Genomic DNA, 17,926 nt, shown 5'->3' on the forward strand with positions numbered 1-17,926 from the left:
GTGCCCGCTTCGCAGGGCAGCCAGCTTCAGTCCAGGTCGCCGACCAGGACGGCCTCTGCCTCGTCGGCGCCGTGTGCGGCCGGCGGGCCGTTCAGCGCGCGCCGGATGGTCGGCGTGCCGACGGACACGATGGCAATGCCGATGAAGATCGCGACGGTGCCGAACCAGAACGGCGCGTGGATGTTGATGTTCTCACCCATCTTGAGTGCGGCGTAGGGGCCGACGGCGCCACCGGAGAAGCGGACGAACGAGTAGGCCGCCGAGGCGACCGGGCGATCGACCGGAGCCGCACCCATCACTGCCTCGGTGACCAGCGTGTTGTTCACCCCGAGGAAGGCGCCGGCCACGATGATGCCGACCACGATCACGATCTCGTGCTGGGTGAACAGCGCCATCACCAGCAGGTCGAGCCCGAAGAGGGTGAGGCAGGCGATCATCGACGGCATCGTGCCGAAGCGACGCTGGAGGGCCGGGGCGACCACGACCGAGGTGAAGGCGAGCAGGATGCCCCAGCCGAAGAAGATCCAGCCGATCTGCATGATCCCGGCGCTCGGCAGTGCGAACGGGCCGGCGGCCAGGATGGTGAAGAACCCGAGGTTGTAGAAGATCGCGGTCAGCGCGAGCAGCAGGAGTGCGGGGTGGCGCAGTGCGCGGAACGGGTCGGCCAGCGACGTACGTCGTCCCGTCGGGGGAGTGGCGGGCAGGAAGACCGTGGTCGCGACCAGTGCGATCGCCATCAGGGACGAGACGCCGAAGAACGGTGCCCGCCAGGAGTGCTCACCGAGCAGCCCGCCGACGAGCGGCCCCGAGGCGATGCCGAGTCCGAGCGCGGCCTCGAAGAGGATGATCGCCTGGGCCACCGAGCCCTTCGATGCCTGCACGATGGTGGCCAGCGCGGTGGCGACGAACAGGGCGTTGCCCAGGCCCCAGCCGGCGCGGAAGGCGATCACGGCGTCCACCGAGCCGGAGGCGCCGGCGAGGCCGGCGAAGATGATGATCAGGGCCAGGCCGCTGAGCAGGGTCTTCTTCGGGCCGATCCGGCTGGAGACCACGCCGGTGACCAGCATGGCCACGCCCATCACGGCCATGTAGCTGGTGAAGAGCAGCGAGACCTGGCTCGGTGAGGCCTCGAGCTTCTCCGCGATCTGCTTGAGGATCGGGTCCACGAGGCCGATGCCCATGAACGCGATGACACAGGCGAAGGCGACCGCCCACACCGCCCGGGGCTGGTGGAGCATGGAGCCGGACTCGGGTTCGGCGGGGACGTGGTGGGTCACTGGGGTCCTTCCTGGGTTGCCTCGAGCACGGCGACGAGAACGGCCACGGCGGTGTCGAGGTCGTGTGCGGTGAGGGTCGGGTGATCGGTGATGGCGGCGGAGACCGTCTCCGCGCTGCGGCGACGTACCACCGCCAGGGCGCTGCGCCCGGAGTCGGTGAGCGTGACCAGGGAAGCGCGCGCGTCGCGTGGGTCGGGCTCCTTGGAGACCCATCCACGCTCGACGAGGCCGGCCACGGCGCCTGACATCGTCGGCTGGGAGCAGCGGTCCATGGTGGCGAGCTGGCTGACCCCGGAGGCGCCGTGCTCGTCGAGCAGCGACAACACCCGGATCCCCGCCGGCGGGGTGTGGTGGATGTGCTGGCGGGAGGCACGCACGAACCGGGCGGCGTAGGTGACCAGGTCGCTGCTGGCGACCAGGAGGGACTCGGATTGCGCCATGCCCCCACTATTGCATAGGGAACCTATGTAAATCGAATCCGATCAGAACGGTGGCCGTCCCGTGCCGGCGATCCGGAAGCGGCCCCACGGGTCCACGTCGTTGATCCTGCCCTCGGCGCTGCCGGCCGGGGTGGTCAAGGAGACCGTGCTGCCCGGGGTGCAGCCGTGCTCCAGCTCGGGGTTCCTGGCGATCCGGCCGTACCAGTGCAGGTGGCCGTCGATCGGCTGGAAGACGCTGCGCAGGGTGACCTCGACCTGCAGCCGTGTCTCTCCGGCAATGAGGTTGGCGGGACCTGCGTACTCGTCGGCCTCGGGGAGGTGGTTGCTCATACCTCGTGGTCCTTCCGGATCGGAGTGGCTGCGCGGGTGGGTGAGTCCAGGGAGGTCAGGGGGACGCCGTACTCCTCGGCGATGCCCTCGAAGGCGTGCCAGACGAACTCGGTGAGGTAGCGCGCGACCGCGGCCCGCGACATTGTCTGCCTGGTCAGCCACCACTCGCCGGTGGAGAGCCCGAGGCCGACGAGGCCGTGGGCCCACGGCTCGGCTCCCGCGGCGTCGACTCCGAGGTGGCGCATGCCGTCGCCGATCACGCGGGCGAAGGCCGAGGTGATCGCCTGCCTGCCGTCGGCGAGTGGGTCCTTGGACTCGGTGCGATGCTGCACGACCAGGTGGAACAGGTGGGGGTGCTCGGCGATGACGCCGAGGTAGCCGTCGACGCTGCGCGCGATCCGCTCGCGGATCGGAAGGTCGGTGAGCAGGGTGGGGATCACCTGCTCGAGCACCTGCTGGGCGCCCCAGGAGCCGACGGCGGCGTGGAGCTCGTCCTTGTCGGCGAAGTAGCGATAGAGCACCGGCTTGCTGACCCCGGCCGTCGCCGCGATCTGCGCGATGCTGGCGTCGGCGCCGTGCTCGTCGATCGCCGCGACGGCCGCCTCGATCAGGGTGGCGCGGCGCTGGTCGCGGTGCTCCTCCCAGCGGGTCGCCCGCCCGTCGGCGGGTTCGGGGGTCTTGACCTTGCGTGTCATGTGGGTCACTCTAGCGGTATCCGTAACTTGAAGTAACAGTTATCCCCGAGGAGTTCTGATGACGCTCGTCGATCCGATCCCCGATCGGCTGCTGAAGTCCAGTGCACGCCAGTCCTACGACCCCGAGGTCGACATCGACTGGGAGGCGCCACCGGTCGAGGGGCTCTTCTGGATGCAGCCCGAGCGCACCTCGCTGTTCGGTACGCCGATGTGGGAGTCGCTGAGCCCGGAGCAGCAGGTCGAGCTGAGCAAGCACGAGGTCGCCTCGATCGCGAGTGTCGGCCTGTGGTTCGAGATCCTGCTCATGGAGATCCTGTTGCGCGACGTCTATCGCAACGACCCGCGCGAGGCGCGGACCCACTACGCACTCACCGAGGTGGCCGACGAGTGCCGGCACACGTTGATGTTCGGCAAGGCGATCGGCACCTTCGGCGCCCCGGCGTACGGCCCCCGTGACCACATCCGCAAGCTCGGCCGGGTGTTCCCGCCGATCGCCCGCGGCGCCGCGGCCTACGCCTCGATCCTGATCGGCGAGGAGCCCGTGGACCGCTGGCAGCGCGACATGATGAAGGACGAGCGCATCCAGCCGCTGGTGCGGATGGTCTCGCGCATCCACGTGCTCGAGGAGGCCCGCCACGTCACCTTCGCGCGTGAGGAGCTGGAGAAGTCGGTGAGGACGATGTCGCGGGCCGAGCGGCTCTGGGCGCAGACGCTCACCGCCCAAGCCGCCTTCGTGATGATGCGCTCGCTGGTCAACCCCGCGGTCTACGCGGCCGTCGGTCTGGACCCGCAGGAGGCGCGCAAGGTGGCGGTCACCAACCCGAACCACCGCGCGACGATCGCGTGGATGGGCGAGAAGGTGATGCCCTACCTCGAGGAGCAGGGCATGGTCGGCGGCGGTGTCAACCGCAAGGCGTGGCGTGGCTCGTTCCTGCTTCCCTGATCATCCGTCCGGCGCCGACCAGTCGTGCCGACCAGCCGTGCCGACCAGCCGCGCCGACCAGCCGTGCCGACCAGCCGCGCCGACCAGCCGTGCCGACCAGTCGGGCCGACCAGCCGTGCCTGGGTCAGGGTCCGGCGAGCAGGAAGTCGCGCAGCGCTGGCAGGTCGTCGGCGATGACCTGGTCCACCCCTGCTTCGACCAGCTCCGTCCACATCGAGGGGGTGGTGCCCCAGAAGCGTGCGGTTCGCCCGACGCGGTGGATCTCGGAGACCAGGCGGTGCAGCCCCTCGCGTCGGGGCGCATCCAGCTCCGCCTCGCCGTTCCAGTCGAAGAGCCTGCCGAACTTCTCGCTGATCGCACTCGTGCAGGGCGTCAGCCCGTCGACCAGGTCGCCGGGACGACCGTCCCGGGTCGCGAAGCGGATCGGCTGGGACTCCATCAGCACGGGATCCGTGTGGCCGCTCACCACCACCGTGACCGGCCCCGACAGGTGGCCGTCGGGGCGGTAGTGGGTGAGCATGTCCCGGTGCCGCTCGAGGGCGTTGTGGACCGCGAGGTACGTCGGCCGGGCGTCGCTCTTCACGTCGACGAACAGGGTCAGCGTGTGCTCGGGCCACACGTGGCCACGGTCCTCGACCAGGTCGGCCAGGGGCTGCAGGTACATCGACTCGAAGGTCCGGTGGGGCCGCAGGTCGCGACGCCCGTGCCCGACCAGGATCTGTCCACCGTCGAGGAAGACGTCGACCTCGACGGTGGTGAAGCCGTGCGCCAGGGCGTCGTACAAGGGACGTTCGCGGGCGTAGTCGTTGTGGGCGAACGCGCGGCGCAGGGGAGATCCGACCTGCACGTCGCTCGACATGTCACGCAGGGTAGCGACTCCGGGCTAGCCTGCCCCCATGCCGTCGTACGTCGCCTTCCTGCGCGCCATCAACCTGGGCGCCAACCGCAAGTTCCCCAAGGACGCCATCCGTGCGGCCGTCGAAGGTGCCGGGTGCACCGACGTCGAGACCCACATCAACACCGGCAACGTCAGGCTGACCACGTCGATGCGCTCGCGCGCCAGGATCGAGACGACGCTCGAGGACGCGTTCCTCACCGACCGTGGGTTCGAGGTGCCGACGATCGTCTTCCCGACCGCGGAGCTGGCCCAGGTGGGGCGTGACGCGGAAGAGCTGAACCGCCCCGACCTGGCCCGGCACTACATCTGGTTGCTCAAGGATGAGCCGTCGGCCGAGGTCGTCGACCGGGTCCATGCCCTGGACGGCGACGGTCATCGTGCGGTGATCCGCGGGAGGGCCTGTCACCTGTTGCTCGCCGAGGGCTACGAGCAGGGCGCCGTGGACCCGTTGCGCACGGAGAAGCTGCTCGGTGTCGCCACCAACCGCAACTTCAACGTGGTCACGACGCTGGCACGGAAGTGGTGTTGACGGGCCGGCTACGCCGGTAGTGTGCTCGGGACGCAGGCCGATCGCTTCGTCGAGTCCGAGGAGACCCAGATGCCCGGGGAAACCACGAGTCACACCTTGAAGGTTCCGAAGCGCCTGCCGATCGCCGGGGTCGTCGCGCTGCTCGGCGCACTGGTCGTTCCGCTCGGCGGCGCACCGGCGTCGGCCGCAGCGCTGACCTGCGAGGGCAAGAGGGTCACCATCGTCGGCACGCCGGGGGCTGACGTGATCGACGGCACACCGGGCCCGGACGTCATCCACGGCCTGGCCGGTGGCGATCGCATCCGTGGCCTCGACGGTGATGACGTGATCTGCGGCGGCCGGGGTGCCGACACCCTCAGGGGCGGTCAAGGGGACGACACGTTCCTCCCGGGCAGGGGCGGAGCCCGCGACAAGGCGGACAGGATCGCGTACGACGAGTCGCCCGCGGCGATCGACGCGGAGCTCGGGAGAGGTGTCGTCCGGGGGGACGGCAGGGACCGACTGCCGAGGGAGCTCGCCGGTGACGGTCAGCGGATCTACACGCTGGTGGGTAGTCCCCACGACGACGTGATCCAGGGGAGCCGTGCCCGTGAGGTCATCCTCGGAATAGGTGGGGACGACCGCATCTGGGGTGCCGGACAGGTCGACAAGCTGATTGGCGGCCCGGGCGATGACGAGATGTTCGGCCAGGGCGGCGCCGATCGTCTCGAGGGCGGCCCGGGCTCTGACGTCCTCCATGGCGCCGACGGCCCCGACGTCCTGGTGGACACCGCTGACTCCGCAGACGCCATCCGCGGAGGTCCGGGGAAGGACCGGATCAGCGACGTCCTGGTGCCGGCTGGGCGTCAGCGTCTCCACGGTGGCGACGGGGCGGACGTGCTGACCTTCGACTGGCGTGGCAGCGCGAGCCACCTCGTCACAGACCTGGGCACCGGCTCGTCCCGCTTCGCGGGTGGGGCGGACACCATCGGCCTCGAGGACTTCACCCGACTTCTTCTGCGCGCTCCTTCGGGAAGCACTGCGGACACGATGGCCAAGGGCACCTGGACGGTCAACGGCACCTCCGCCCGCGAGTTCATCGACGCCCGCACGGTCCGCCTGGTCGCCCGCGGGCGGGGCGGCGACGACCAGTTCGTCAGCGGTCGCTTCGACGACTTCGCCCATGGAGGCGCGGGGGAGGACGTGGCTCGGCTGGGCAAGGGGTCGGACACCTGTGTCTCGATCGAGCGTGGCCGGGCGACCTGCGAGGCCGTCAGCTGACCTTCTCCAGCTGGGCGCGTTCGAGGTTGCGCACCGACCGCGAGGTCAACGTGAGCAGGGCGACCGCGGCATAGACGACGGCGCTCGTGACCAGCACGTCGCGGGGGCCGAACCACTCCCCGAGGGGCCCGTAGACCAGCTGGCCCAACGGCATGGCGACGAACGAGCCGAGGGCGTCGTAGGAGTAGGCGCGGGACAGCACGGACTCGTCGATGTTCTCCTGCATGGCCAGGCTCCAGCCGATGGAGAAGACCTCGACCCCGGCACCGGCGATGAAGGTGGCTCCGACCAGCGGCAGCAGCTGCGGGTCGAGCCCGAGCATCATCAGGGGTGCGGCGAAGCAGGCCATGCCCACCATCCCCGCGCGCAGGGGGAACCTGAACGAGACGCGCAGCATCACCACGGTCATCAGGAGCAGGCCGATCGCCTCGGCGGAGACGACGTAACCCCAGCCCTGCTCGCCGAAGGTCGCCTTGGCGACCACGGGCCCGAGGGTGAACCACGCCCCGGCGTGGATGGCGTTGAGGATGCCGAAGGCGAGCACGACGATCCACAGCCACGTGGTCCCGGAGAAGACGGTCCAGCCCTCCTTGAGCTCCCGGATCATGTTCGGTGGCGCGTCGCCGGAACGGTCGCGACGGGGGATCCGCACCCTGGTGAGACAGAGGGAGGCGATCAGCCACGTCGCGGCGTCGACGGCCAGCGCGCAGCCGGACCCGACCGTGACCACCAGGATGGCCGCGACGGAGGGGCCGATGATGGCCAGGCCGCCACGGGTCATCGACAGCAGGACGTTCGCGGGCTGGAGCTGGGAGCGGGGCACGAGCTGGGGAACGACGCTGGACATCGCAGGGAAGCTCGCCGCGGAGACGGTTCCGTTGACGGCCTCCAGTGCGATCAGCTGCCACAGCTCGGCCTGGCCCGAGATCACCAGCCAGGCCACGATGCCCTGGGTGAGCCCGGCCAGCAGGTTGGAGACCTGCATGACCAGGGCCCGGTCGATGCGGTCGGCAATGACACCGCCGACCAGCAGGAAGAGCACCAGGGGGATGCTGCGGGCGGCCAGCACCTGGCCCAGGGCAGCGGCCGAGTTGCTCACGTCGAGCACGGCGAAGGCGAGGGCGATCGGGGCCATCATCGAGCCGGCCGTGCTGATGAGGCGGGCCGCGAAGAACCACCGGAAGTTCGTCTCGCGCAGTGGGGCGAAGGACGCCGACCAGCTCACCGCTCGCCGTCCAACGCGAAGGCCAGGGCGGTGAGGTTGACGTGCACCGTGCCTGGGGTGCGAGGTGGCCGGGCTCGGTCGTGCACCAGCTCGGAGGCGGCCACCACGTGCGCCATCACCTGCTCCCACACCTCGGGCTCGACCCACATCTCGGCGTCGGTGAGCAACGAACGGGTGCCCCGCGCACGTTGACCGAACCGGCGGACCAGCTCCTCGGCGACAGCCCGGATGTAGAGCTGTGGATCGTCCTCGGAAGGTGGGGTGGGCGCGGAGGCTGGCCGGGCTTCGCTCTGCCACGGGTGCCGGTAGCGCTTCGCGATGCCGCCGCGGATCTTCTCCTCGCCGGCCACCACGATCTCGCCGGCATCGACCAGGACACGCAGGTGGTAGCTCGCGTTGGCGTGGGTCAGGTCGAGCTCGCGGGCGACCTCGGCGGCGCTCATCTCCGTGCTGGTCAGCAGGGAGAGCATCTGCAGCCGCACCGGGTGCGCGATCGCGCGCAGGGCCGACACCGGCGTCTTCTCGTTGCTCACGACAGGCTCACTCTCCAAGGGTTGTTGGGGAGTTTGGCGGATGAGGGGACCAACTGTCAAGCAGTCGTTGGGGAGTCGATCGTCGCCACGCGGGCCGGCTCGCGCGTATAGGTTGCGGACATGACGATTCAGACCGCGCCCGGGTTGGCTGTCAGCGAGGCCGACGGGGTCCTGACCATCCGGTTCGATCGGCCGGAGGCACTCAACGCCTTCACTGGCGAGATGGTGGTCGGAGTGATCGAGCAGCTGCACGCGGTGAACGGGCGTGACGACGTCCGCGTGGTGGTGCTGACGGGTTCCGGCGGGGCATTCAGCACCGGTGCCGACATCGCGGGGGAGAATGCCCACGAGGGCTTCGACATCAGCGCCCTGGACGCCGCCAACGCCTTGGTCCGCGCGATCATCGGCTGCGACAAGCCGGTCGTGGCCGGCGTCAACGGCATCGCAGCCGGTGTCGGGCTCTCGGCCGCTCTCGCGTGTGACCTGACCGTGTGTGCGGAGTCGGCGGCCTTCCTGCTGGCCTTTGCCCGGGTGGGCCTGATGCCCGACGGGGGAGCCACCGCCACCGTCGCTGCCTCGGTCGGCCGGGCTCGAGCGATGCGGCTGGCCCTGCTGGCCGAGCCGTTGCCTGCGCGCGAGGCCCACGACGCCGGGCTGGTCTCCCACGTGCTGCCCGACGAGGAGTACGCCGAGGGGCTGGCCTCGGTCGTCAAGCGCCTGCGCCACGGCGCGCCGCTGGCCCAGGCCGCAATGAAGCGGGCCATCAACACGGCCTCGTTGACGAGCCTCGAGCCGGCCCTGGAGAACGAGCGCACCACGCAGACGATGCTGCTTCGCACGGCCGATGCCGCCGAGGGGATGCGAGCCTTCTCGGAGAAGCGCCACGCCCGGTTCACGGGCGAGTGACCTCGGCACGATCGCTCCGGGATCACCGGATCGGTCGCGCCTCAGCCGAGCGTGACTCCGGCAGCCGTCATCTCGGCCAGGGCCCGGTCGGTCGACTCGGGCCCGACCCCGGCACACAGGTCAGGCAGGAGGCGCACCGCAAAGCCCTCGGACACACCATCGAGGGCGGTGGCGCGCACGCAGTGGTCGGTGGCGATGCCGCAGACGTCGACCTCGGTGACACCGTGCTCGCGCAACCAGCCGCTCAGGCCGTGGCCGTCGCCGTTGCGCCCCTCGAAGCCGGAGTAGGCGGCGGCGTACTCGCCCTTGAGGAAGATCGCGTCGAAGGGTTGGGGGTCGAGGTTCGGGTGGAACGCCTCGCCATCCGTGCCGACCTTGCAGTGCACCGGCCATGAGTCGACGAAGTCGGGGTCGTCGGACCAGTGCGCACCCGGGTCGATGTGGTGGTCCTTGGTCGCCACGACGTGGGAGTAGTCCGGCGCGTCGGGGCCCTTGGCGGTCCAGCGGGCCAGCAGTGCCGACGCGCGATGGGCCACCTCGGCGCCGCCGGCCACGGCCAACGAGCCGCCCTCGCAGAAGTCGTTCTGGACGTCAACGACGATCAGTGCACGGGTCATGGGGCCAGCCTAACGGGGTCTCAGGCGTGGATCGTCTCGATGACGGGCTCTCCCCTGGAGAGCATCTGCGCGTTGAGGGGCAGCTCCGCGCGGGCCCGGGTGTGGCGGGTGCGGGCGTCCTCGAGTGGCTCGCGGCCGACGATCTCGCCGTCCCGAACGAGCGGAACCAGGAGGGGGCGGTCGTTCCCGTCGTTCTCCGGGGCTTCGCCGATGCCGATGACCTCGGCCTGCGCCCGCCCGTCCGGGCCGAGCCTGCGCAGGGCGTACTTGCGACCGCCGATCGAGATCTTGTCCTTGCTCTTCTTCGCCACCGAGACCATCTCGCCGTCGTCGCCCTCGCGGGCGACCAGCTTGTAGACGAAGCCGCAGGTCGGGTGCCCGGAGCCGGTGACCAGCTGGGTGCCCACGCCGTACCCGTCGACGGGGGCGGCGGCGAGCGCGGCGATCGCATGCTCGTCCAGGTCGCTGGTCACGATGATCCTGGTTTTCTCGGCGCCGAGGTCGTCGAGCTGCTTGCGCACCTGGTGCGCCAGCGCACCCAGGTCCCCGGAGTCGAGGCGTACGGCGCCCAGCTCGGGGCCGGCGACCTCGACGCCGAGGCGCACCGCCTCGGCGACGTCATAGGTGTCGACCAGCAGCGACGTGCCCTTGCCGAGCGACGAGACCTGGGCCCGGAAGGCATCCTCCTCCGTGTCGTGGAGCAGCGTGAAGCTGTGCGCGGAGGTGCCGGCCGTCGGGACGCCGTACCGCTCGCGGGCCGCGAGGTTGGACGTGGTGGCGAAGCCGGCGACGTAGGCCGCGCGGGCGGCGGCAACGGCGGCTTCCTCGTGGGTTCGCCGCGAGCCCATCTCGATGCACGGACGATCACCGGCCGCCATCGTCATGCGCGAGGCGGCACTGGCGATGGCCCCGTCATGGTTGTAGATCGAGAGCAGCACGGTCTCCAGCAGGACCGCCTCGGCGAACGACGACTCGACGATCAGCAGGGGGGAGTAGGGGAAGTAGAGGTCGCCCTCCGCGTAGCCCCAGATGTCGCCGCTGAACCGGAAGTCGGCGAGCCAGTCCAGGGTCTGGCTGTTCACCACCTCACCGGAGCGGAGCACGTCGAGCACGTGGTCGTCGAAGCGGAAGTCGCGAACGGCGTCCAGGGCACGGCCGACCCCGGCGACCACGCCATAGCGTCGTCCCTCGGGCAGCCGGCGTGGGAAGAGCTCGAAGACCGAGCGTCGGTGTGCGGTGCCGGCAGCCAAGGTGGCCTGCAGCATCGTCAGCTCGTAGTGGTCGGTCAGCAGGGCGGTCGATGTCGAGCCGGTTGGTTCGGTCACGCAGGACACTGTGCCACGATGTAGCCGTGTCAGCAGCCAGCCCCGTCCACGCGGATCCAGACGTCGAAGAGGTCGTCTCCCCGGACGAGATCACCTTCCTGGCCAAGCCGTGGGTGACCATCGTCTGGAACGACCCGGTCAACCTGATGTCCTACGTGACCTACGTCTTCAACAAGTACTTCGGCTATGACCGGAAGAAGTGCGAGAAGCTCATGCTCGAGGTGCACAACGACGGGCGTTCCGCGGTCTCCTCCGGCACTCGTGAGGAGATGGAGCGCGACGTGCAGGCGATGCACGGCTACGGCCTGTGGGCGACGATGGAGAAGCAGTGAGCGAAGTTCGGAGGACGGCAGCATGAGTGGGTTTGCGCGGCACCGCCGCAGCGGCAACATCATTGCCGAGTTCGCGGGGTTCGAGGCCGAGCTGCTGCGCTCGTTGGCCGCGCAGCTGGTCGAGCTGTTGCGCAACGAGGAGGCCATGCCGTCCGACACGACGGACCCGTTCGAGGCGTTGATGGACTTCTCCGGCCCGACGAACGCGCCCGAGGACCCGGTGCTCGCCAGGCTGTTCCCCACGGCGTACGCCGATGACGAGGAGGCCGCCGGAGAGTTCCGCCGGTTCACCGAGGGCTCGCTGAGGGACGGCAAGTCCCAGGCGGCGATCGCGATCATCGACGGCCTCGAGCAGGCGGGGCTCCCGCAGGAGCTCACCGAGGCCGGGCTCCACTTCGACGTGGAGCTCGACGAGGCAACGGCTGACGCCTGGCTGCGCTCCTTCACCGACCTGCGGCTGGCGCTGGCCACGCGGCTCGGTGTGGAGGAGGGCGACGAGGACTACTGGCACGGCCTCCCCGACGACGACCCCGAGGCGCAGGCCCACGACATCTATGAGTGGGTCGGCTACCTGCAGGAGACGCTCGTCGAGGCCCTGATGAGCTGACGGGCGTGGGCCGGTCGGTCCAGGCGTCAGATGACGCCGTGGGCCAGCATCGCGTCGGCGACCTGCATGAAGCTCGAGATGTTGGCGCCGGCCACGTAGTTGCCCGGCTGGCCGTAGGTGTCGGCAGCCTCGGCACACCGCTGGTGCACGTCGACCATGATCTGGTCGAGACGCTTCTCGGTGTGGTCGAAGTGCCACGAGTCGCGGGAGGCGTTCTGCTGCATCTCCAGGGCGCTGGTCGCCACACCACCGGCGTTGGCAGCCTTGCCCGGGGCGAAGAGGATGCCCGCCTCCTGGAAGACCTGGACGGCCTCCGGGGTCGAGGGCATGTTGGCACCTTCGGCGAGGGCGAGCAGCCCGTTGCCGACCAGCGTGCGCGCCGCGTCGCCGTCGAGCTCGTTCTGGGTGGCGCAGGGCAGCGCGATCTCGCACGGGACGTCCCACACGGAACCGCCCTCGTGGTGCACGGCCTTCGGACGCCGCGCGGCGTAGTCGGCGACCCGGCCGCGCTCGACGTCCTTGACCTGGCGGAGCAGGTCCACGTCGATGCCGTCCTCGTCGACCACGTAGCCGCCGGAGTCGGAGCAGGCCACCACGTGGGCGCCGAGCTGCTGGGCCTTCTGTGCGGCATAGATCGCGACGTTGCCGGAGCCGGAGACGATCACCCGGCGGCCGGACAGGGCCTGGTTGCGGGTGGCCAGCATCTCGCGGGCGAAGATCACCGTGCCGTAGCCCGTTGCCTCGGTGCGTACCTGCGAGCCACCGTAGGACAGGCCCTTGCCCGTGAGGACGCCGGACTCGTAGCGGTTGGTGATCCGCTTGTACTGCCCGAAGAGGTAGCCGATCTCGCGGCCGCCCACGCCGATGTCGCCGGCGGGAACGTCGGTGTACTCACCGATGTGGCGGTAGAGCTCGGTCATCAGGGACTGGCAGAACCGCATCACCTCGGCGTCGCTGCGACCCTTCGGGTCGAAGTCCGAACCACCCTTGCCGCCACCGATGGGCAGGCCGGTCAGCGCGTTCTTGAAGATCTGCTCGAAGCCGAGGAACTTCACGATCCCGAGGTTGACCGTCGGGTGGAAGCGGAGCCCACCCTTGAACGGGCCGAGAGCGGAGTTGAACTCGACGCGGAAGCCACGGTTGATGTGGATGTTGCCCTGGTCGTCGGTCCACGGCACCCGGAACATGAGCTGCCGCTCGGGCTCACAGAGGCGCTCGATGATGGAGCCGTCGACGTACTCCGGGTGACGGGCCACGACTGCGTTGAGCGACTCGAGGACCTCGCGGACGGCCTGGTGGAACTCGGCCTCTCCGGGGTTGCGGTCGAGGACGGTCTGGAAGACGCGCTGCAGCGCCGGGTCGAGATCGTTCATGCCAGCACGGTACGTCGCCCCGTGAGGTCGTGAGGTCGCGTCCCGGGGAGTGGTCATCCGTGTCTCGCCGTTGGGCCCTCGCCTACGCTTGGGCCCGTGTTGACCATCGACCAGGCGACCTACGACTCGATCGTCGCCCACGCCAAGCGGGACCACCCCGACGAGGCCTGCGGCATCGTCGCCGGCCCCGAGGGCAGCGACCGTCCCACCCGGTTCGTCGAGATGGTCAACGCCGCGGGAAGTCCCACGTTCTACGAGTTCGACTCCACCGAGCTCCTCGCGCTCTACAAGGAGATGTGGGACAACGACGAGGAGCCGGTGGTGGTCTACCACTCCCACACGGCCACCGAGGCCTACCCGAGTCGCACCGACATCGGCCTGGCCAGCGAGCCCAATGCCCACTATGTGCTCGTCTCCACACGAGAGCACGGGAATAACGAGGGCCCTGTGGAGTTCAGGTCCTACAGAATCATCGACGGTGAAGTGACCGAGGAAGACGTCACCGTCACCACCCCAGACACGAGGAGTGACTCCTGATGGCCATCGAGGTCCGGATCCCCACCATCCTGCGCACCTACACCAACGGCGAGAAGGCGGTGAACGCCGAAGGCACGAACCTCTCGGCGTTGATCGAGAACCTCGATGCCAACCACCCCGGCATCGGCGAGCGACTCCTCGAGGACAAGGACGGCAAGAGCGACCTGCGCCGGTTCGTGAACGTCTACGTCAATGACGAGGACGTCCGGTTCATCGGTGGCCTCGACGCCACCCTGAACGACGGCGACCAGGTCGTCGTCCTGCCCGCCGTCGCCGGCGGTGCCGGCAATGGGGCCGAGCCGACGGCTCGCTAGTCGATGGTTCGTTTCGACAATCTCCTGGCGTCCGTCGGCGGCACTCCGCTGGTCGGGCTCCCTCGGTTGTCCCCGAGCCCGGACGTCCGCATCTGGGCCAAGCTCGAGGACCGCAACCCGACCGGTTCCATCAAGGACCGTCCGGCACTGAGGATGATCGAGCAGGCCGAGAAGGACGGGACGTTGCGGCCCGGCTGCACGATCCTCGAGCCGACCTCGGGGAACACCGGCATCTCCCTGGCGATGGCGGCCAAGCTCAAGGGCTACCGGCTGGTCTGCGTGATGCCGGAGAACACCTCCGAGGAACGTCGGCTGCTGCTGCGCATGTGGGGTGCCGAGATCGTCTCCTCGCCCGCTGCCGGTGGCTCCAACGAAGCGGTCCGCGTGGCCAAGCGGGTTGCCGAGGAGCACCCGGACTGGGTGATGCTCTACCAGTACGGCAACGCCGCGAACGCCCTCGCGCACGAGGAGGGGACCGGTCCGGAGCTCCTGGCCGACCTTCCCGAGATCACCCACTTCGTGGCCGGGCTCGGCACGACCGGCACCCTGATGGGCGTCTCGCGCTTCTTCCGCACCGCCAAGCCCGAGGTGAGGATCGTCGCCGCCGAGCCCCGCTACGGCGAGCTGGTCTACGGCCTGCGCAACCTCGACGAGGGCTTCGTCCCCGAGCTGTACGACGCCTCCCTCATCGACTCGCGCTTCTCGGTCGGCCCGCGTGACGCCGTACGCCGGGTCCGCGAGCTGCTCGAGCTCGAAGGAATCTTCGCCGGCATCTCCACCGGCGCGATCCTGCACGCCGCGATGGGCCAGGCCGCCAAGGCGGTCAAGGCGGGGGAGGCGGCCGACATCGCGTTCGTGGTGGCCGACGCGGGCTGGAAGTACCTCTCCACCGGTGCCTACGAGGGCACGATCGACGAGGCGGAGGACCGCCTCGAAGGTCAGCTGTGGGCGTAGTCCCGATGCGGTCCGGTTGGCCCGCGCGGTGGAGCTGACCGACCCGAGACTAGGGCCGCAGGTCCTGTCGCACGTCGTGCTCGCTGCCCCTGACCTCTGACATGCCCAGCATCGTCAGGGCGACGTTGGCCACGTCACCGTTGCGAATCGGCTGGCGTTCGGCTGCGTAGCCACGACGGTCCTTGCCGGGGTTGCGGTAGGCGGGGTTGAGGTCATAGAGATCGGCACCCTTGGTCACACCGGCGCCCCACATGATGAACGGCACCTGGTAGTTGGCTCGCCTGGTCATGTCACCGTGGTTGCCGGACCCGGTCGGTCCGCCGTGGTCGGCGGTCAGGATCACCGTCATGCCCTCGCGCAGGCGGGTGTGGTGGCGGATGGTGCGCAGCAGCTCGCCCAGGCGCTTGTCGGTCGACCGGACAGCCCGGAGGTAGGGGCGGGACATGAAGTCCTTGGCGTGACCGACCACGTCCGGCAGGGACAGGTGGAGGAACGTGAAGGCGTGGGGGTGGGCGACCAGGTCGGCCCGGGTCCTGTCCACCAGGCGGGCGTTGTCGAGGTCGATGGTGATCGTGTCGACGGAGGCCGGCCAGCTGCGCTTGAAGAACCGGAACTTCGTCTTCGACGCGAACAGGGCGGTCTTCCGGCCGTGGGCATGCACCTCGCGGAACACCGAGCTGACGTGGTGGCCAGCCGCGTCGTGCACGGTGCGTCCGTTGTCGTCGTTGAAGAAGACGCCGTGCCCACCACGGTCCTTGTCGACGCGACGGCCGGTGAGCATCCCGGTGTGGTTGGGGAGTGTGATCGTGCGCTCGAGCTCGGTCCGTGCGTTGAGGGTCGAGGCACCCCGGCGGATCAGCCGGTGGAAGTTGGGTGCCCCCTCCTTGCCGAGCTTCGTGATGGCCCTGCGGTTGAGTCCGTCGACCGAGATCGCGAGCACGTAGCGACTGGTGGCCGCGGTCTCGGCGCCAGGTTGGCCGCTCGAGCTGGCCATCACCGCCGAGTTCTGCTCCCGGGGCGCATCCGATGAGGTGCTGCAACCGCTGGCGGCCAGGAGCAACCCGAGGACGACGGAGCAGGCGCGGACAAGAGGCGTCGATCGCATGGCCGCGACCCTACTCCGCCCGCTGGCGTCCATGGTCGCGATCGTGATGTCGGTCGCCATTGGGCGCAATCGGCGGCCACGCCGTCTACGATTGTCCGATCGTGGTGGAACTTCCCATTGGCATCTTCGACTCAGGCTTCGGTGGACTCACCGTGGCCCGGTCCGTGATCGACCAGCTGCCGCACGAGTCGATCCTCTACGTCGGCGACACGGCGCGACAGCCCTACGGCCCCAAGCCGATCGGCGAGGTGCGCGAGTACGCCCTGGAGTGCCTCGACCACCTGGTCGACCAGGGCGTCAAGGCACTCGTGATCGCCTGCAACAGCGCCAGTGCCGCGATGCTGCGTGACGCCCGCGAGCGGTACGACGTACCCGTGGTCGAGGTGATCTTCCCGGCGGCGCGGCGCGCGGTCGCCGCCAGTCGCACCGGCCGGATCGGCGTCATCTGCACTCGTGCCACCGCGGACTCGATGGCCTACGAGGACGCGTTCGCGGCAGCGCCACACGTGGAGCTGACCACCCGTGCCTGCCCGCGCTTCGTGGACTTCGTGGAGCAGGGCATCACCGCGGGCGAGGAGCTGATCTCGGTCGCCCACACCTACCTCGACCCGCTGATCTCGGACGGTGTCGACACCCTGATCCTCGGCTGCACCCACTACCCGCTGCTCACCGGAGTGATCTCCTACGTGATGGGCGACCAGGTCACCCTGGTCAGCAGCGCGGAGGAGTGTGCCAAGGACGTCTACAAGCTCCTCGTGCGCAACGACCTGATGCGAGCAGGGGGCGATCCGTCGTACCGTTTCGTGACGACAGGGAACCCCGATGAGTTCGAGAGCATCGGCCGACGGTTCCTCGGTCCGGAGCTGCACGTGGCCAGCCAATTCGTGGGGGTTCGTGGATGAAGGTGACCGTGATCGGTTGCTCGGGGTCCTACCCCGGGCCGGACTCGCCCGCGAGCTGCTACCTCGTGGAGGAGGAGTGGGAGGGCCGCACCTGGCGGATCCTGCTCGACCTGGGCAACGGGGCGCTCGGGGAGCTGCACAACCACGTCGACCCGCTCACCATCGACGCAGTGATGCTCAGCCACCTGCACGCCGACCACTTCATGGACCTGTGCGGCTACTACGTGCTGCGCAAGTACCACCCGCTCGGTGCCCAGCCACGGATCCCGGTGTGGGGCCCGCCCGAGACCGCCGATCGGTTGGCGCGCTCCTATGACCTGCCGCTCGACCCGGGCATGCACGAGGAGTTCGAGTTCCGCACCTACCCGGCGGACCCGTTCGATCTCGGCCCGTTCACGGTCGAGGCGATCGGCGTCGTCCACCCGGTTCCGGCCTACTCGCTCAGGGTCACCGGTGGCGAGCGGCTGCTGGTCTACACCGGCGACTGCGGTCCGTGTGACGGGTTGGATCGCGCCGCCCGGGGTGCCGACCTGCTCCTGGCCGAAGCCGCCTTCTGCGACGGCGACGAGAACCCCGACGACCTCCACCTGACCGGTGTCGAGGTCGCCGAGCTCGCCCTGCGCGCCAAGGTCGACCGTCTCGTGCTCACCCACATCCCGCCGTGGCACGACAAGCAGGTCGCCCACGACGAGGCGCGCACGCTCTGGGACGGGCCGCTCGACCTGGCGCGCACCGGCGCGACGTACGACGTCTGACGGGGGTTCGCTCAGCCCCGGTGGATGAACGGGCTGCACCCCTTGCGGCCCGGTGCGTGGTCGCCGTAC

At 69.5% G+C, this 17,926-nt stretch carries 22 protein-coding genes; 11 read left to right on the forward strand and 11 right to left on the reverse strand.

The window, feature by feature from the left end; genetic code table 11:
* Positions 1–26 precede the first annotated feature (26 nt).
* From ncot_RS04820 to ncot_RS04835, 4 genes are read right to left on the reverse strand one after another with little or no spacing between them, the layout of a single operon-like run.
* Complete coding sequence (locus ncot_RS04820) at positions 27–1,277, reverse strand: MFS transporter (RefSeq protein WP_240938071.1); 1,251 nt, start codon at positions 1,275–1,277, stop codon at positions 27–29.
* Positions 1,274–1,717 (reverse strand): MarR family transcriptional regulator, encoded by a 444-nt coding sequence (locus tag ncot_RS04825; protein WP_168616587.1) that lies wholly within the window; start codon positions 1,715–1,717, stop codon positions 1,274–1,276. Before ncot_RS04825 ends, ncot_RS04820 begins: the two co-directional genes overlap by 4 nt.
* A gap of 42 nt (positions 1,718–1,759) precedes the next feature.
* Entirely contained in the window at positions 1,760–2,047 is a 288-nt protein-coding gene (locus ncot_RS04830; protein ID WP_168616588.1) for a DUF4873 domain-containing protein, read from the reverse strand.
* Entirely contained in the window at positions 2,044–2,742 is a 699-nt protein-coding gene (locus ncot_RS04835) for a TetR/AcrR family transcriptional regulator (RefSeq protein ID WP_168616589.1), read from the reverse strand. The genes ncot_RS04830 and ncot_RS04835 overlap by 4 nt, the downstream gene beginning before the upstream one ends.
* 58 nt (positions 2,743–2,800) lie before the next feature.
* Between ncot_RS04835 and ncot_RS04840 the strand changes: the two genes are divergently transcribed.
* On the forward strand, positions 2,801–3,685 hold the full coding sequence (locus ncot_RS04840; RefSeq protein ID WP_168616590.1) for a diiron oxygenase: 885 nt from the start codon (positions 2,801–2,803) through the stop codon (positions 3,683–3,685).
* A gap of 124 nt (positions 3,686–3,809) precedes the next feature.
* Here the strand turns inward: ncot_RS04840 and ncot_RS04845 are convergent, their stop codons facing one another.
* The gene (locus ncot_RS04845) at positions 3,810–4,544 is read right to left on the reverse strand and encodes a hypothetical protein (RefSeq protein WP_168616591.1); all 735 of its coding nucleotides are present in this window, start codon (positions 4,542–4,544) and stop codon (positions 3,810–3,812) included.
* A 37-nt stretch (positions 4,545–4,581) separates the two neighbouring features.
* Between ncot_RS04845 and ncot_RS04850 the strand changes: the two genes are divergently transcribed.
* Both ncot_RS04850 and ncot_RS04855 read left to right on the forward strand, forming a co-directional pair.
* Positions 4,582–5,112 (forward strand): DUF1697 domain-containing protein, encoded by a 531-nt coding sequence (locus ncot_RS04850; RefSeq protein WP_168616592.1) that lies wholly within the window; start codon positions 4,582–4,584, stop codon positions 5,110–5,112.
* A 96-nt stretch (positions 5,113–5,208) separates the two neighbouring features.
* Positions 5,209–6,372 carry a calcium-binding protein gene (locus ncot_RS04855; protein WP_168616593.1) on the forward strand — a complete coding sequence of 388 codons (1,164 nt, stop codon included), beginning with the start codon at positions 5,209–5,211 and terminating at the stop codon, positions 6,370–6,372.
* On the opposite strand, the gene ncot_RS04860 is transcribed toward ncot_RS04855, so the two are convergent.
* Both ncot_RS04860 and ncot_RS04865 read right to left on the reverse strand, forming a co-directional pair.
* Positions 6,365–7,597, reverse strand: a complete 1,233-nt coding sequence (locus tag ncot_RS04860) for an MFS transporter (protein WP_168616594.1) — start codon at positions 7,595–7,597, stop codon at positions 6,365–6,367. The two genes, ncot_RS04855 and ncot_RS04860, sit on opposite strands and share 8 nt — an antisense overlap.
* Complete coding sequence (locus ncot_RS04865; protein WP_206065154.1) at positions 7,594–8,130, reverse strand: metalloregulator ArsR/SmtB family transcription factor; 537 nt, start codon at positions 8,128–8,130, stop codon at positions 7,594–7,596. Before ncot_RS04865 ends, ncot_RS04860 begins: the two co-directional genes overlap by 4 nt.
* Positions 8,131–8,250: 120 nt before the next feature.
* On the opposite strand from ncot_RS04865, the gene ncot_RS04870 reads away from it, so the two are divergent.
* Positions 8,251–9,036, forward strand: coding sequence for an enoyl-CoA hydratase (locus tag ncot_RS04870; RefSeq protein ID WP_168616595.1), 786 nt, complete (start codon positions 8,251–8,253; stop codon positions 9,034–9,036).
* Between the two features lie 41 nt (positions 9,037–9,077).
* On the opposite strand, the gene ncot_RS04875 is transcribed toward ncot_RS04870, so the two are convergent.
* A complete protein-coding gene (locus tag ncot_RS04875; RefSeq protein ID WP_168616596.1) occupies positions 9,078–9,653 on the reverse strand; it encodes a nicotinamidase in 576 nt (191 codons plus the stop codon).
* 20 nt (positions 9,654–9,673) lie between these two features.
* Positions 9,674–10,978 (reverse strand): nicotinate phosphoribosyltransferase, encoded by a 1,305-nt coding sequence (locus tag ncot_RS04880; protein ID WP_168616597.1) that lies wholly within the window; start codon positions 10,976–10,978, stop codon positions 9,674–9,676.
* An 89-nt stretch (positions 10,979–11,067) separates the two neighbouring features.
* Here ncot_RS04880 and clpS point away from each other — a divergent pair, with 89 nt between their 5' ends.
* Positions 11,068–11,310 (forward strand): ATP-dependent Clp protease adapter ClpS, encoded by a 243-nt coding sequence (gene clpS / locus ncot_RS04885; protein WP_240938161.1) that lies wholly within the window; start codon positions 11,068–11,070, stop codon positions 11,308–11,310.
* A gap of 22 nt (positions 11,311–11,332) precedes the next feature.
* Entirely contained in the window at positions 11,333–11,917 is a 585-nt protein-coding gene (locus ncot_RS04890; protein WP_168616599.1) for a DUF2017 domain-containing protein, read from the forward strand.
* A gap of 26 nt (positions 11,918–11,943) precedes the next feature.
* Here ncot_RS04890 and gdhA read toward each other — a convergent pair whose 3' ends face one another.
* On the reverse strand, positions 11,944–13,290 hold the full coding sequence (gdhA, locus tag ncot_RS04895; protein WP_168616600.1) for an NADP-specific glutamate dehydrogenase: 1,347 nt from the start codon (positions 13,288–13,290) through the stop codon (positions 11,944–11,946).
* A 96-nt stretch (positions 13,291–13,386) separates the two neighbouring features.
* Here gdhA and ncot_RS04900 point away from each other — a divergent pair, with 96 nt between their 5' ends.
* The 3 genes from ncot_RS04900 to ncot_RS04910 are packed head-to-tail and all read left to right on the forward strand — an operon-like array spanning position 13,387 to position 15,095.
* Positions 13,387–13,827 (forward strand): M67 family metallopeptidase, encoded by a 441-nt coding sequence (locus ncot_RS04900; RefSeq protein ID WP_168616601.1) that lies wholly within the window; start codon positions 13,387–13,389, stop codon positions 13,825–13,827.
* Complete coding sequence (locus ncot_RS04905) at positions 13,827–14,141, forward strand: MoaD/ThiS family protein (protein WP_168616602.1); 315 nt, start codon at positions 13,827–13,829, stop codon at positions 14,139–14,141. The genes ncot_RS04900 and ncot_RS04905 overlap by 1 nt, the downstream gene beginning before the upstream one ends.
* A gap of 3 nt (positions 14,142–14,144) precedes the next feature.
* Positions 14,145–15,095 carry a pyridoxal-phosphate dependent enzyme gene (locus ncot_RS04910; RefSeq protein WP_168616603.1) on the forward strand — a complete coding sequence of 317 codons (951 nt, stop codon included), beginning with the start codon at positions 14,145–14,147 and terminating at the stop codon, positions 15,093–15,095.
* Positions 15,096–15,144: 49 nt separating this feature from the next.
* Here the strand turns inward: ncot_RS04910 and ncot_RS04915 are convergent, their stop codons facing one another.
* Positions 15,145–16,200 carry an alkaline phosphatase family protein gene (locus ncot_RS04915; protein WP_168616604.1) on the reverse strand — a complete coding sequence of 352 codons (1,056 nt, stop codon included), beginning with the start codon at positions 16,198–16,200 and terminating at the stop codon, positions 15,145–15,147.
* Positions 16,201–16,301: 101 nt separating this feature from the next.
* Between ncot_RS04915 and murI the strand changes: the two genes are divergently transcribed.
* Together murI and ncot_RS04925 are read left to right on the forward strand one after the other, a co-directional pair.
* Entirely contained in the window at positions 16,302–17,102 is an 801-nt protein-coding gene (murI, locus tag ncot_RS04920; protein ID WP_168616605.1) for a glutamate racemase, read from the forward strand.
* Entirely contained in the window at positions 17,099–17,857 is a 759-nt protein-coding gene (locus ncot_RS04925) for an MBL fold metallo-hydrolase (protein WP_168616606.1), read from the forward strand. Before murI ends, ncot_RS04925 begins: the two co-directional genes overlap by 4 nt.
* Positions 17,858–17,926 lie beyond the last annotated feature (69 nt).

The organism is Nocardioides sp. JQ2195, from assembly GCF_012272695.1.
In the GTDB taxonomy this organism is placed as follows: domain Bacteria; phylum Actinomycetota; class Actinomycetes; order Propionibacteriales; family Nocardioidaceae; genus Nocardioides.

Bases quoted from the DNA above. Each gene is read 5' to 3' on its own strand.
- ncot_RS04825 (WP_168616587.1), bottom strand. From the start codon at position 1,717: ATGGCGCAATCCGAGTCCCTCCTGGTCGCCAGCAGCGACCTGGTCACC.
- ncot_RS04835 (WP_168616589.1), bottom strand. From the start codon at position 2,742: ATGACACGCAAGGTCAAGACCCCCGAACCCGCCGACGGGCGGGCGACC.
- ncot_RS04890 (WP_168616599.1), top strand. From the start codon at position 11,333: ATGAGTGGGTTTGCGCGGCACCGCCGCAGCGGCAACATCATTGCCGAG.
- ncot_RS04910 (WP_168616603.1), top strand. From the start codon at position 14,145: ATGGTTCGTTTCGACAATCTCCTGGCGTCCGTCGGCGGCACTCCGCTG.
- ncot_RS04875 (WP_168616596.1), bottom strand. From the start codon at position 9,653: ATGACCCGTGCACTGATCGTCGTTGACGTCCAGAACGACTTCTGCGAG.
- ncot_RS04830 (WP_168616588.1), bottom strand. From the start codon at position 2,047: ATGAGCAACCACCTCCCCGAGGCCGACGAGTACGCAGGTCCCGCCAAC.
- gdhA (WP_168616600.1), bottom strand. From the start codon at position 13,290: ATGAACGATCTCGACCCGGCGCTGCAGCGCGTCTTCCAGACCGTCCTC.
- ncot_RS04870 (WP_168616595.1), top strand. From the start codon at position 8,251: ATGACGATTCAGACCGCGCCCGGGTTGGCTGTCAGCGAGGCCGACGGG.
- ncot_RS04915 (WP_168616604.1), bottom strand. From the start codon at position 16,200: ATGCGATCGACGCCTCTTGTCCGCGCCTGCTCCGTCGTCCTCGGGTTG.
- ncot_RS04850 (WP_168616592.1), top strand. From the start codon at position 4,582: ATGCCGTCGTACGTCGCCTTCCTGCGCGCCATCAACCTGGGCGCCAAC.
- ncot_RS04845 (WP_168616591.1), bottom strand. From the start codon at position 4,544: ATGTCGAGCGACGTGCAGGTCGGATCTCCCCTGCGCCGCGCGTTCGCC.
- ncot_RS04840 (WP_168616590.1), top strand. From the start codon at position 2,801: ATGACGCTCGTCGATCCGATCCCCGATCGGCTGCTGAAGTCCAGTGCA.
- ncot_RS04925 (WP_168616606.1), top strand. From the start codon at position 17,099: ATGAAGGTGACCGTGATCGGTTGCTCGGGGTCCTACCCCGGGCCGGAC.
- ncot_RS04905 (WP_168616602.1), top strand. From the start codon at position 13,827: ATGGCCATCGAGGTCCGGATCCCCACCATCCTGCGCACCTACACCAAC.